Genomic DNA, 12,344 nt, shown 5'->3' with positions numbered 1-12,344 from the left:
GGCCAGCTCCATGCCCCCACACCACCCCTCTTCACGCGTTCAGAAGGCTCGCGAAGACCTTGCCGGGCGTCTGCGCGAGATTCGAAAGGATGCGGGGCTCAGCGGGCGGGAGCTGGCCGTCAGGTGCGGCTGGTCAGAGTCGAAGTCGTCCCGGATCGAGAATGCCAAGACCCCTCCCTCCGACACGGACATCAGAGCGTGGTGCCGCGCCTGCGCTGCCGACGACCAGGCAACCGACTTGATCGCGGCAAACAGGCAGTCCGCCGATGCCCATGTGCAGTGGAGACGACTCCAGCGGAGCGGTCTCCGTCGCCTGCAAGAGTCCACAGGAGACCTGTACCAACAAACCAAGACGTTTCGGGTCTATGTCTCCGACGTGATCCCCGGATTCCTCCAGACGCCTGGATACGCCGCTGCCCTGCTGTCGTCCATCGCAGACTTCCGGGGAACCCCGGACGACGTGAGTGACGCTGTGGCGGCCCGTATGAGGCGTAACGCAGTACTCAACAACGGTGCACGCCGGTTCTCGTTCGTACTGGAGGAGTCGGTGTTGCGGTACCGGCTGTGCAGCGCCGAAGCCATGGCGGCACAGCTTGGCCACTTGCTCGGGGTTATGGATCTTCAGAACGTCGCCGTGGGTATCGTCCCGTTCTCGTCGCAACGGGCTGTGTGGCCCATGCCGACCTTCACGATCTTTGACGACACCAGGGTGCACGCGGACACGCTGGATGCTGCTGCCACCCTCACGCAGCCCAGCCAGGTCGAGCTGTACACCCGAGCCTTTGAGCGGCTGTCACAGGGAGCCGCGCGTGGAGCTGCGGCACGTTCTCTCATAGCGGGTGCGTTGGCGTCTCTGGACTGAGGTGGTTCTCGGAGAGGCGGGAGGCTCTGTGCCGGAGCTGGAACGGTTGAGCACGTGACCAACGCATGACCAACAGCGGTCCAGAACGGACAGAAACAGCAGGTGAGCATGACCAACCTCCGAAGCGTCCAAGGGGCCTCAGAGGATATGTTTACGCAGGTCAGCTAGCTATGGGGTGGTGCCCTAGTGGAGAGTTCAAGTCCCCCCTCGGATACAACCATTGACGATACGGATGCGAGGGCCTCGACCTTACGGTCGTGGTCCTCTTCCTGTGTTCATGGGTGATCGTGGTGCCGATGGCTTCGTGGAGCGGGCCCTACTCGTCGGTGTCTGCTGCGTGGATGCGCTGTGCGTTGTCTCCAAGACTCTCAGCGGTCTTCCGGCTCTGCTGGGCGTCGATTGAGGACTCCTTCTTCCGGGTGGCGTTGGGGAGCCTGCCGCGCTGCTTGTCGCGACGCCGGCGCGGGTGAGTACTTCGATGGTGTCGGTGAGCCGCTCGCGGGGCGAAGGCCCGGGCAATCCACGAATCCAGGGCCTGGCGCAAGGGGTCTTCGCGCAGGTCGACGGCGCGGGGTGGGCGAGACCGGGGTGGAGCGCCCCGGCAGGGCAGGCGACAGCGTCAGAAGTGAGGTGCGTTCGAGTCCGTTGACGGCCCGATGGCCACTGGCGTGGCCGGCCGTGACACGGGTGGGATCGAGCGCGCTGGGTGTCCCGCACAATGGCTGCTCAGTACCCTGTCCAACCCTCACGGGAGGAAGTGTCCTCGCATGGCCGGCAATGCAGAGATGGTGGTCTTCGTCGAAGAGCGCCTGGCCGAGGAGGAGAAGGTCGCGCGGCATGCCGGCGGCGACAGTTGGCGGTGCCCGGCGGGCACCCCTGGGGAGGTGCACGACCGGACGTCGGGAATCGCGTTCACCGTGCGCGACGCAAGCTACGACCGGCACATCGCACTCCAGGACCCTTCCCGAACACTTGCCCGTATCAGAACCTATCGTGTCCTGCTGAGCGAGTACGCCGAAGTGTGGGACAAGGACACCGACCGGCCCCATGACGACTTCGCTTCCGGACGCGCCGTGGGCCTCGGTTTCGCGGTACGGCAGCTCGCCGCCGAATTCGCCGGACACCCCGACTACACCGCGAAATGGCTGCCCCGATACCTCCGATGAGCCGGTGCGGCATTCAACCGGGGCCCCACGCTCGGTACTCCGGCCCGCCGCTCAGCCACCGAAGCCTGTCGGTCGGGTTTTTGGTGGCCTGTCCCAGGTATTTCGCGGCGACCGGCCCCTGTCTGCGACGGTCGGGGCCTCGGACCGCCCGGTGGCCAGGCGGGTTCGGGGCTTGGTGACGTCGAACATCCAACCGATGCCGTACTTGTCAATGCACATGCCGAACTCAGTGCCGCTCCGCCGGACTGGCGGGCAGCTCTTCGTGCGACAGTCAGCTGTGGGTGGCATGGCAGTGACTGTGGGCGACCTCGGGCGGGCACGGGGCCGCTGTTGCGTTCCGGTCGGTACGCCACTCGATCAGTGCGATGCCCAACGCCGCGAAGATGGCGGCGATGCCGACGCCGACGGACGCTGCCACGGCCCGCCGGTAGTCGTCCCCGCTGGAGGCCAGCATCAGGTAGTACGTGCCGGGCAGTGCGGCCGTCCCCACTGCCCCGCCCAGCCGCTGTCCGGTCTGCAGCGCGCCGCCTGCGGCGCCCGCCATCCGCACCGGAACGTTCCGCAGCGTCATCGTCACATTCGGGGAGATGACGAATCCACTGCCGATACCGCCCACGAGGAGGGCGGGGGCAGCTGCCCAGACGGAGACCGATGACGGGGCGAACCCGAGCAGCAGGGCCGCCGAGGCGAGCCCGACAACGACGCCGACCAGGCCGAGCACGGTCAGTAGCCTGCCCATCCGCTCCACAAGTCGTCCGGCTACGACGGCGGCGCCCGCGGAGCCCACCGCGAACGGTGTCACGGCCAGTCCCGACTTCAGGGGCGAATAGCCCAGGCCGTTCTGGAAGAACAGTGCGAACACGATCCACACACCGCTGAACCCCATGAAGTAGAGCGTCGCCAGGCCGGCACCGGTGGCGTAGCCGCGGGTTTCGTAAATCAGCCTTGGATGCAGCAGAGGTTCGCCACCGTGGGCTGCGACCCGGCGCTCCCACCACCCGAAGCCGACCAGTAGCAGCGCCCCTACGGGGAAGAGCCACCACAGACGGCGCACGCCACCGGAGGCGGCCAGGACCAACGGCAGCATGACCGCCAGGACACCGCAGCCGAGCAGGGCGACGCCCGCCAGATCCAGGTGTCCCTTCTTGCCCGGGGCGACGCGGGGCAGCAGTCGCCGGCCGAGCACGAGTGCCACCGCGCCGATGGGAACGTTGACGTAGAAGATCCAGCGCCAGCCCTGGGGTCCGTCGGCCAGGGCGAGGATGAGGCCTCCGGTGATCGGACCGACCGCACTGGAGATACCGACGACTGCGCCGAACAAGCCGAAGGCGCGGGCACGTTCGGCGCCGGTGAACATCTGCTGGATCAGCGCGGAATTCTGAGGAGCAAGGCACCCGGCGGCGATTCCTTGCGCCATGCGGGCGACGACGAGCAGAGTGATCGTCGGGGCCGCCCCCGCGGCGACGCTGCACAAGACAAAGGCCGCGAGCGCTCCGAGGAAGATCCGGCGCCGGCCGATGGCGTCGCCAAGACGTCCGGCCAGCACCAGCGCAAGTGCGAATGCCAGCGCGTACCCGGACACCACCCATTGCACGGAGGCCGGGGAGGCGCCCAGTTCCCTCTGCATCGAGGGCAGCGCGACCGCGACGATCGTCACGTCGAGCAGGATCATGAAGCCCGCCACCAGGGTGACCCACAAGGCATGCCACCGGCTCGGATCTGGTCGGCCCGCTGACGTGGCCGTGCCTTGTTGTCGCCTGCTCCGTTCCACGGGGGCTCCTTCAGACGGAATCGCGGCCCAGTGTCCGTGCACACGGATGGCCAGACACCGCGTGGATATGTACTTCACAGCTCCGGGGTGCGTCATATTGATTTGAGTTGTCATTTTATGTGACATAGGCGCAGCTGTCGGGGCACGCTGAGGCTGTCCAACGTCATGCTCCTGGCCTCGAGGTGTGACCGCCGGTCGTCCATGGGGGCGCTTCGCAAGTTCCTGCGGATGCTCGCGGCGAGCCCGTGGCTGCCGGCTGGTCCGCGGGCATGGTCACGGCCGACCACCGCCCCCGCCGCCGACCACTCTGTGTCGGCAGGCGCTGACCGGGAAGGATGTACAACATGATCATTTTCGGCACCAAGGGATACCTGTACCAGCTCGCGATACTGACGCTGGTCTGCGGTCGCTGCGGCAATCCCTCCGCCCACACGCTCAGGAAGCGCGTCACGAAGTTCACCCTGTTCTTCGTGCCGCTGTTCGCGATCTCGACGAAGTACGCCACGCAGTGCACCTTTTGCGGCGCGGAGCAGCAGGTGACCAAGGAGCAGGCGGAGCATCTGCAGGTCCAGAGCGTGAGCGGGCACGGCGGTCACGCGCACGGGCAGTCGCAGCAGCCGTACCAGTCCTGAGCGAGTACGGGGAGCCGCCCCGCGATCCACCGGCGGAGGCGCCCCTCGGGCACGCACCACAGGGAAGATTCCAGCGGGCCGTGACTCGACGTCACGGCCCGTTTGCGCATGCGCCCAACCCCGGGGCGCTCTCCGTGACGAGAAAACTCCCCCCGTCCCCTGGACATCCATGGCGTCTGCCGCAACCATGAAGGCGAACTCCATACGGTATGCAATCTACCGTATGGAGTCTGACCGGGCACGACGGCCGGCACCGCGCACCACATGCGGAGCTGATCAACGTCTCGGTCGACCCGGACGGGTGGGCCCCCGGGTTCCTGAAACTGATCTCGCAGACGTGAGGAGCGCCGGCCATGAGCAAGGCTCTTGAGGGCATCCGTGTCCTCGACATGACGCATGTCCAGTCGGGCCCCTCCGCGACACAGCTGCTGGCGTGGCTGGGCGCGGACGTGGTGAAGCTGGAGGCGCCGGGCGGTGACATCACGCGCACGCAGTTGCGGGATGTGCCGGACGTCGACTCGCTCTACTTCACGATGCTCAACTGCAACAAGCGGAGCATCACTTTGAACACCAAGACCGAGCGCGGCAAGGAGCTGCTGACCGAGTTGATCCGGCGCTCGGACGTGCTCGTGGAGAACTTCGGGCCGGGCGCGGTGGACCGGATGGGCTTCACCTGGGAGCGCATCCAGGAGATCAATCCGCGGATCGTCTACGCCTCGATCAAGGGGTTCGGCGAGGGCCCGTACACCAACTTCAAGGCGTACGAGGTGGTGGCCCAGGCGATGGGCGGGTCCATGTCCACGACCGGATTCGAGGACGGTCCGCCGATGGCGACAGGGGCGCAGATCGGTGACTCGGGCACCGGTGTGCACGCGGTGGCGGGCATCCTCGCCGCGCTGTACCAGCGGGTGAACACCGGGCGCGGGCAGCGGGTCAACGTGGCCATGCAGCACGCGGTGCTCAATCTGTGCCGGGTGAAGCTGCGCGATCAGCAGCGGCTCGCCCACGGCACGCTGGCCGAGTACCCGAACGAGGACTTCGGCGACGAGGTGCCGCGTTCGGGCAATGCCTCCGGCGGCGGACAGCCCGGCTGGGCGGTCAAGTGCGCGCCGGGCGGGGCGAACGACTACGTGTACGTCATCGTGCAGCCGGTGGGCTGGGAGCCGGTCGCGAAGCTGATCGGTCGGCCCGAGCTGGCGAGCGATCCGGAGTGGGCCACCCCCGAGGCGCGGTTGCCGAAGCTGGGCAAGATGTTCCAGCTGATCGAGGAGTGGACCAGCACCCTGCCCAAGTGGCAGGTGCTGGAGAAGCTCAACGCCCACAACATTCCGTGCGGCCCGATCCTGTCCACCAAGGAGATCATCGAGGACGAGAGCCTCAAGGCGAACGAGATGGTCGTCCAGGTCGACCACCCCGAACGCGGCAGCTTCACCACCGTCGGCTCGCCGCTGAAACTCTCCGACTCTCCTGTCGACATCACCACCTCACCCCTCCTCGGCGAGCACAACGAAGAGGTCTACGTGGGCGAACTGGGGCTCAACGACGAGGAACTGCCGCTGCTCAAGGCGCAGGGAGTGATCTGACCACCGACCGTGGTCCCTTCCCTGCAGCGGGCCATGCGCTGACCCGCACCGAGCCGGCGCCGCGACCTTGACGTCCGCGCCCCGCTCCGGTGCCCCATGGTGCACGCCCGCACACCCGAGATCGTGCGCGTGGACGACGGACCGGCTCCGTCGTGCACGCCACGGGTGCGTGGCCGGACGGTGATTCGAGGCGCCCCCTGGCACCGTCCGGCCCCGCCTTCCTCCTGCCCCATGGACAGCCGGCGATCGACAGCGCTTCTCACGCTGTGGGGCGGGAGCGTTCCCGCTCTGCAGTGTCCTCGAGGCGCCGGAAGAACCGTCGCCCGCGGCGGCATCGAACCCGCCGTGTGCACGAGAGAACTGCAGAAAGGCACAGGCACGACCATGAGCACCATCGAAGACCCGACAGACGATCGTCTGGAGGTCACCCCGCCCAAGACCTGGGCGACCGGACTGCCTGCGGTGACGCACGCGATCCAGTACTCCCTGGGCCAGACCTCGGTCCGGCGGACCGCGCTGACCCTGCTGAACATCAATCAGACCAAGGGCTTCGACTGCCCTGGCTGCGCCTGGCCGGAACCCGCGGCGGGGCAGCGGCACATGAACGAGTACTGCGAGAACGGCGCGAAGCACATCGCCGACGAGGCGACCTCGCGCCGGGTGAGCGCCGACTTCTTCCGTGAGCACTCGATCCGGGAGCTCGCCCAGAAGTCCGACTACTGGCTCAATCAGCAGGGCCGGCTCACCGAACCCATGGTCAAGCGGCCCGGTTCGGGCCACTACGAACCGATCGGCTGGGACGACGCGATCGACCTGCTCGCCCAGGAGCTCCGCCGGCTGGAGTCCCCGGACGAAGCCCTCTTCTACACCTCGGGCCGGCTGCCCAACGAGGCCGCGTTCCTGCTCCAGTTGTTCGCCCGCGCCTACGGCACCAACAACCTGCCCGACTGCAGCAACATGTGCCACGAGTCCAGCGGCGTCGCCCTCCAGGAGACCCTCGGCATCGGCAAGGGCAGCGTCGGCCTGGACGACATCCACCACGCGGACCTGGTCTTCGTCGTGGGTCAGAACCCCGGCACCAACCACCCGCGGATGCTCTCTGCCCTGGAGGAGACCAAACGCAACGGCGGCCACGTCGTCGCCGTGAACCCGCTGCCCGAGGCCGGGCTGATCCGGTTCAAGCACCCGCAAAAGCCTCGCGGCCTGGTCGGCCGTGGCACCCCCATCGCCGATCAGTTCCTCCAGATCCGCCCCGGTGGCGACCTCGCGCTCTTCCAGGCGTTGAACATGCTGCTGCTGGAGGCCGAGGACGCCACGCCCGGGACCGTGCTGGACCACGGTTTCATCGAGGCGTCCACGACGGGGTTCGCCGAATTCGCCGAGCACGCCAGAAAGGTCGTCTGGGAGGACGTCCTCACCGCCACCGGGCTGACCCGCGAGGAGATCGAGGAGGTCCACGAGCGGGTGCTGCGGAGCGAGAGCGTCATCGTCTGCTGGGCGATGGGCCTGACCCAGCACAAGCACGGCGTCCCCACCATCCGTGAAGTCGTCAACTTCCTCATGCTGCGGGGCAACATCGGGAGACCGCGAGCGGGTGTGTGTCCGGTGCGCGGCCACAGCAACGTCCAGGGCGACCGAACCATGGGCATCTGGGAGCGGATGCCGCAGGACTTCCTGGACGCGCTGGGGCGCGAGTTCGCCTTCACCCCGCCGGCCCGGCACGGCTGGGACTCGGTGGACTCCATCAGGGCCATGCGCGACGGGCGGGCGACGTTCTTCCTCGGCGTCGCCGGCAACTTCGTGCGGGCCGCGCCCGACAGCGAGGCCACCGAACAGGCGATGCGGCGGTGCAGACTGACCGCTCACATCTCGACCAAGCTGAACCGCTCCCACACGGTCTGCGGTGAGACGGCGCTGATCCTGCCCACGTTGGGCCGAAGCGACAAGGACATCCAGGCCGGCGGCGAGCAGTTCGTCACCGTCGAGGACTCGATGAGCGAAGTTCACGCGTCCCGCGGCCGTCTCGAGCCGGCCTCCGGCACGCTGCTCAGCGAGGTGGCGATCATCTCCCGGCTGGCCCGCCGGACCCTCGGCAGCACCGCACCGCCCATTCCCTGGGACGAGTTCGAGGCGGACTACGGCACGATCCGGGACCGGATCTCCAGGGTCGTGCCGGGTTTCGAGGACTTCAACGAGCGCGTGGCCGTGCCGGGCGGCTTCCGTCTGCCGAACCCGGTCAATCACGGAACGTTCCCCACCACGAGTGGCAAGGCGGTCTTCACCTGCAACACCTTCGAGATGCTGCGCCCGCAAAAGGGGCATCTCGTGTTGCAGAGCCTGCGCTCCCACGACCAGTGGAACACCGTCCCTTACGCGATGAACGACCGGTACCGGGGCATCCACAACGCCCGCCGGATCGTGCTCGTGAACCCGGTCGACCTCGATGCGCTCGGACTGGCCGACCGTGACCACGTCGATCTGGTCAGTGTGTGGCGGGACGGGGTGGAACGCCGCGCCCGGGACTTCCGGCTGGTCGCCTATCCGACGGCACCGGGCTCCGCTGCCGCGTACTACCCGGAGACCAACGTCCTCGTGCCGCTGGACAGCGTGGCCGACCTCAGCAACACCCCTACCTCCAAGGGCATCGTGATCCGCCTGGAGCCCGCCGTCGCCGGCATCTGAGCACAGGACCCCGACCGGTTCACGGAAACCTGGTGCACACCCCTAGACAGCGGGACGGGCGAGTGTCGAGAATTCCGGCTGCCGCCGAATATTGACTACTCCATATCGTATACATCCGCACAGCAGGACCGAGCCGTCGAACCCGATTCCCGTAGAGGAGATTCGCTGATGACGTGATGGGGCGCACAGGGTCCGCGGCGTGGCCGCCGCGGGCCCCTGACACGAAGAGAACCGGACAGGGGGCGCTGGCCAGGGTTCTTCGACGCAGGGGATTCGACATGACAACTATCGCTATCCAGCCGCCAGTCCGCTACAAGGAGGTGACGGATCGAAACGGGCGAAGCTACCGGATCGGTGAGTCCGACCGGGACATCATGGGCCGACCGCGATGGACCATGGTGCTCTTCCCGTGGATGGGCATGCTGGGCATCAGCTCATCGGAGTACGCGTTCACATCCGCCGAGGACACGCTGCACCAGGCTCATCTGTGGAGCAGCGGGCACATCTTCTGGCTGATGGGTGTCTGGGTGTTCTTCCAGGCCGCCGTCGCCTTCCCGGCCGGGCAGCTGCGGGAGAGCGGGAAGCTGCCCGCGCGCAACGCGATGATGCTGGGCGCCCTCGGCACGATCCTGGGCTACGTCTCGCTCGCCTACGCACCGCACGTCATCGTTGCCTACATCGGCTTCGGCATGTTCAGCGGCATCGGTGCCGGTCTGGTCTACGCGACCTGCGTGAACATGGTCGGCAAGTGGTACCCGGAGCGCAAGGGCGGCAAGACCGGCCTGGTCAACGGCGGTTTTGCCTATGGCTCCGTGCCGTTCGTGTTTCTCTTCACCTCCTACATGGACCTGAGCAACTACCGGGGCGTCCTCGTCATGGTCGGCGTGATCTGCTGCGCCGTGGTCGCCGTCGCGGGCTGGTTCTTCAAGGACCCGCCCAAGAACTGGTGGCCCTCCCACGTGGACCCGCTCAGGGTCTCCGACGACCCGCGCATCGTGCGGGCGCTGGAGAAGAACCCTCCGGCGGTGAAGCAGTACACCCCGCGGGAGGCGGCCCGGACGCCGGTGCTGTGGATGATGTGGTTCTGTCTGCTGTGCACGGCGGGCATCAACATCTTCGGCATCGCCTTCCAGGTCCCCTTCGGCAAGGACATGGGGTTCGCGGGCGGGATCGTGGCCACCGCGATGTCGCTCAAGGCGATCGTCAACGGGACCGGGCGAGGCGTGATCGGCTGGATCTCCGATCGCTACGGCCGGCGCAACACGCTCATCATCGTGTGCATCGTGCTGGGGTCCGCCCAGTTCGGCGTGCTGGTCTCGGGCTCCATGGGGAGTATGCCGTTCTTCCTGTTCTGCTCGATGGTCTCGGGCTTCGGCGGCGGCGCGATCTTCCCGCTGTTCGCCGCCATGACCGCGGACTACTTCGGTGAGAACAACAACGCCAGCAACTACGGCATGGTCTACAGCTCGAAGCTGATCTCCGGTCTGCTCGGCTCCGGAATGGGCGCGGTCGTCGTCTCCGCCTGGGACTACGAAGGCGCGTTCATCCTGGCCGGCTCGGTCGGACTCGCATCCGCCGTACTCGCCCTGTTCCTCCGGGCACCCGGGCGGCCGCGGGCCGGACGCGCCGCAGACGTGCAGCCGTTCGCCGGCGACGTCAGGTGAACCGGTGAAGCGCCCGTAGCCGATGTCGCCGTCCGCGACGCCCACCGCACGGTGGGCGTCGCGGACGGCGTGTGCCGTGGCGGCGCCGAGCTCGAGGTGGTGCCGAGCTCGAGGTGGTGTCGCGGCGTGACTCCCGCGCAGCCTCACAGGCAACCCGAGGCGATCAATGGCCCTTTCGAACCAGACCGGAGTGAGGTAGCCCAACATGTCGACATCAACGCGCCGTTCCGCACCGTCCACCGGCAGCGCCCAGGCCGACGAGACGGTCATCGACCGTCTCGTGGAGGCCAACCGGCACTACGCCGCCGGATTCACCGACCCGGGCATGGGCGCCGGCCCCGTCCTGCAGGTGGCCGTCGTGGCCTGCATGGACGCCCGCCTCGACCTGCACGCGGCGCTCGGCCTGGAGCTGGGCGACTGTCACACCGTCCGCAACGCCGGCGGTGTGGTCACCGACGACACGATCCGCTCCCTGACCATCAGTCAACGCGCCCTGGGCACCCGCAGCGTCATCCTCATCCACCACACCGGCTGCGGTCTCGAAAAGCTGACCGAGGACTTCCGGCACGAACTGGAGCTGGAGGTCGGACAGCGACCGGCGTGGGCGGTGGAGGCCTTCCGCGACGTCGATCAGGACGTCCGCCAGTCGATGCAGAGGGTGCGCACATCGCCGTTCCTGCCCCACACCGATGACGTCCGGGGCTTCGTCTTCGACGTGTCGTCAGGGCTGCTCCGGGAGATCGACCCGCAGTCCTGAGCTGCCCGGACCGAATTCGGCTCCGTTCTGGCGCACACGTGAACCCCTCTGGCATACTGTATGCAATCACGCGGCGCGCGTTTCGAGCGGCGACTGGGAGAGCTGTTCGAAGGGCGAGGGCGCCTGATGGTTCGGCGCCCTCGTCGTCGGCGCAGCGCCGGTCCGAGCCGTCGCCCAGGGCTCTCCCGGAGAGCTTGCACGGCGTCTTCCCCGGCTGCGCCCCCTGCTTGCCCGCCGCCTGACAGCAGACCGGAAACCACACGTGAGGGGGTCACCCGTGTCGTACCGCACCGCTTTCTCCGACGTGCTGAGCCGCGTCGTCGCGCCGTCCGCGGAAAGGGCTGGCGGGGAGGGGAGGTTTCCGCGCGGCTCGGTGACCGCCCTCGGTCAGGCCGGACTGCTCGGACTCACCGTCTCCGCGGAACTCGGCGGCGGCGGGCTGGATCTGACGGATGCCGCCGAGGTGGTGGCGCAGGTGGCCGGTGCCTGTCCGGCGACAGCTGCCGTGCTCCAGTCCCACTATGCGGCGGTCGCCGTCGTCGAGGCGTACGGCAGCCGCTGGCTCCGTGGCGAGATCGCCGCCGGACGCCACCTCAGCAGCCTCGCTCTGGCGGAGGGCGTCCCCGGCGGGCGCAGCGCGCAGGATCAGGCGCCCCGCGAAACCCCCTCCACCGCCGACCGCTCCGGTGGCGTGGTCGCCCTGCGCGCACGCAAGTACGAGGTGGTCGCGGCCGGAGAGGCCGACAGCTACGTCTGGTCCTCCCGGCCGCTCGCCGGTCAGGACGGTCTGACTCTCTGGGTGGTCCCGGCGCACGCCTCCGACCTGTTCGTCCCGGCCAGACCGGACGGGGGAGGGCCGTGCGGCAGCGCGACGTCGACGGTCCTCGCCGACCCGGTGCTCGTCCCCGCCGACGCGATGCTCGGACCGGACGGCGGCGGGCTCGACATCGTGCTGCGCACCGTCCTGCCGTGGGTGCTGGAACTGGAGGCCGTCGTCGGTGCCGCCGCCGTCCATCCCTCGGTGGCTGCCGCCGCCATCGGGGCCGCTCGCCGTCCTGCCGATTCCCTTCTCGTGTCGTGAATCCGGTCGGCAGGTGGCGGACAAGCCCTGTCGGGGCCCGGGTCCTCGGTGAAAAGTTTGCCGGTCGGGATTCTGTATACAGAAGCTTGTATGCGGTATCGTCGGCCTGTATGCCGGCACCGGCGGGAAGCGACGCGGCTCTGTTC

Annotated in this window: 9 protein-coding genes; 8 read left to right on the top strand and 1 reads right to left on the bottom strand. The window is 68.0% G+C overall.

Annotation, left to right across the window (positions count from 1 at the left end; genetic code table 11):
- Positions 1-10: 10 nt before the first annotated feature.
- On the top strand, positions 11-862 hold the full coding sequence (locus ABT078_RS35090; RefSeq protein ID WP_351235124.1) for a helix-turn-helix domain-containing protein: 852 nt from the start codon (positions 11-13) through the stop codon (positions 860-862).
- A gap of 767 nt (positions 863-1,629) precedes the next feature.
- A complete protein-coding gene (locus ABT078_RS35085; protein ID WP_351235122.1) occupies positions 1,630-2,028 on the top strand; it encodes a DUF6221 family protein in 399 nt (132 codons plus the stop codon).
- 271 nt (positions 2,029-2,299) lie between these two features.
- Here the strand turns inward: ABT078_RS35085 and ABT078_RS35080 are convergent, their stop codons facing one another.
- Positions 2,300-3,799, bottom strand: a complete 1,500-nt coding sequence (locus ABT078_RS35080) for an MFS transporter (protein ID WP_351235120.1) — start codon at positions 3,797-3,799, stop codon at positions 2,300-2,302.
- A 344-nt stretch (positions 3,800-4,143) separates the two neighbouring features.
- On the opposite strand from ABT078_RS35080, the gene ABT078_RS35075 reads away from it, so the two are divergent.
- The 6 genes from ABT078_RS35075 (at position 4,144) to ABT078_RS35050 (ending at position 12,198) form a co-directional block, all read left to right on the top strand.
- Complete coding sequence (locus ABT078_RS35075; protein ID WP_351235118.1) at positions 4,144-4,431, top strand: zinc-ribbon domain-containing protein; 288 nt, start codon at positions 4,144-4,146, stop codon at positions 4,429-4,431.
- 353 nt (positions 4,432-4,784) lie between these two features.
- The gene (frc, locus tag ABT078_RS35070; RefSeq protein WP_351235116.1) at positions 4,785-6,014 is read left to right on the top strand and encodes a formyl-CoA transferase; all 1,230 of its coding nucleotides are present in this window, start codon (positions 4,785-4,787) and stop codon (positions 6,012-6,014) included.
- A 384-nt stretch (positions 6,015-6,398) separates the two neighbouring features.
- Positions 6,399-8,696: an FdhF/YdeP family oxidoreductase gene (locus ABT078_RS35065; RefSeq protein ID WP_351235114.1), complete on the top strand. Its 2,298-nt coding sequence runs from the start codon at positions 6,399-6,401 to the stop codon at positions 8,694-8,696.
- A 278-nt stretch (positions 8,697-8,974) separates the two neighbouring features.
- Positions 8,975-10,360: an OFA family MFS transporter gene (locus ABT078_RS35060; RefSeq protein WP_351235112.1), complete on the top strand. Its 1,386-nt coding sequence runs from the start codon at positions 8,975-8,977 to the stop codon at positions 10,358-10,360.
- 205 nt (positions 10,361-10,565) lie between these two features.
- A complete protein-coding gene (locus ABT078_RS35055; protein ID WP_351235110.1) occupies positions 10,566-11,117 on the top strand; it encodes a beta-class carbonic anhydrase in 552 nt (183 codons plus the stop codon).
- A gap of 277 nt (positions 11,118-11,394) precedes the next feature.
- Entirely contained in the window at positions 11,395-12,198 is an 804-nt protein-coding gene (locus tag ABT078_RS35050) for an acyl-CoA dehydrogenase family protein (protein WP_351235108.1), read from the top strand.
- The last annotated feature ends 146 nt before the right edge of the window (positions 12,199-12,344 follow it).

The organism is Streptomyces sp. NPDC002133 (assembly GCF_040296405.1).
Lineage (GTDB): Bacteria > Actinomycetota > Actinomycetes > Streptomycetales > Streptomycetaceae > Streptomyces.
Note: the sequence above shows the minus strand (reverse complement) of the source record. Positions and strands in the feature narration are given on the sequence as shown.

Bases quoted from the DNA above. Each gene is read 5' to 3' on its own strand.
- ABT078_RS35090 (WP_351235124.1), top strand. From the start codon at position 11: ATGCCCCCACACCACCCCTCTTCACGCGTTCAGAAGGCTCGCGAAGAC.
- ABT078_RS35085 (WP_351235122.1), top strand. From the start codon at position 1,630: ATGGCCGGCAATGCAGAGATGGTGGTCTTCGTCGAAGAGCGCCTGGCC.
- ABT078_RS35075 (WP_351235118.1), top strand. From the start codon at position 4,144: ATGATCATTTTCGGCACCAAGGGATACCTGTACCAGCTCGCGATACTG.
- frc (WP_351235116.1), top strand. From the start codon at position 4,785: ATGAGCAAGGCTCTTGAGGGCATCCGTGTCCTCGACATGACGCATGTC.
- ABT078_RS35065 (WP_351235114.1), top strand. From the start codon at position 6,399: ATGAGCACCATCGAAGACCCGACAGACGATCGTCTGGAGGTCACCCCG.
- ABT078_RS35060 (WP_351235112.1), top strand. From the start codon at position 8,975: ATGACAACTATCGCTATCCAGCCGCCAGTCCGCTACAAGGAGGTGACG.
- ABT078_RS35055 (WP_351235110.1), top strand. From the start codon at position 10,566: ATGTCGACATCAACGCGCCGTTCCGCACCGTCCACCGGCAGCGCCCAG.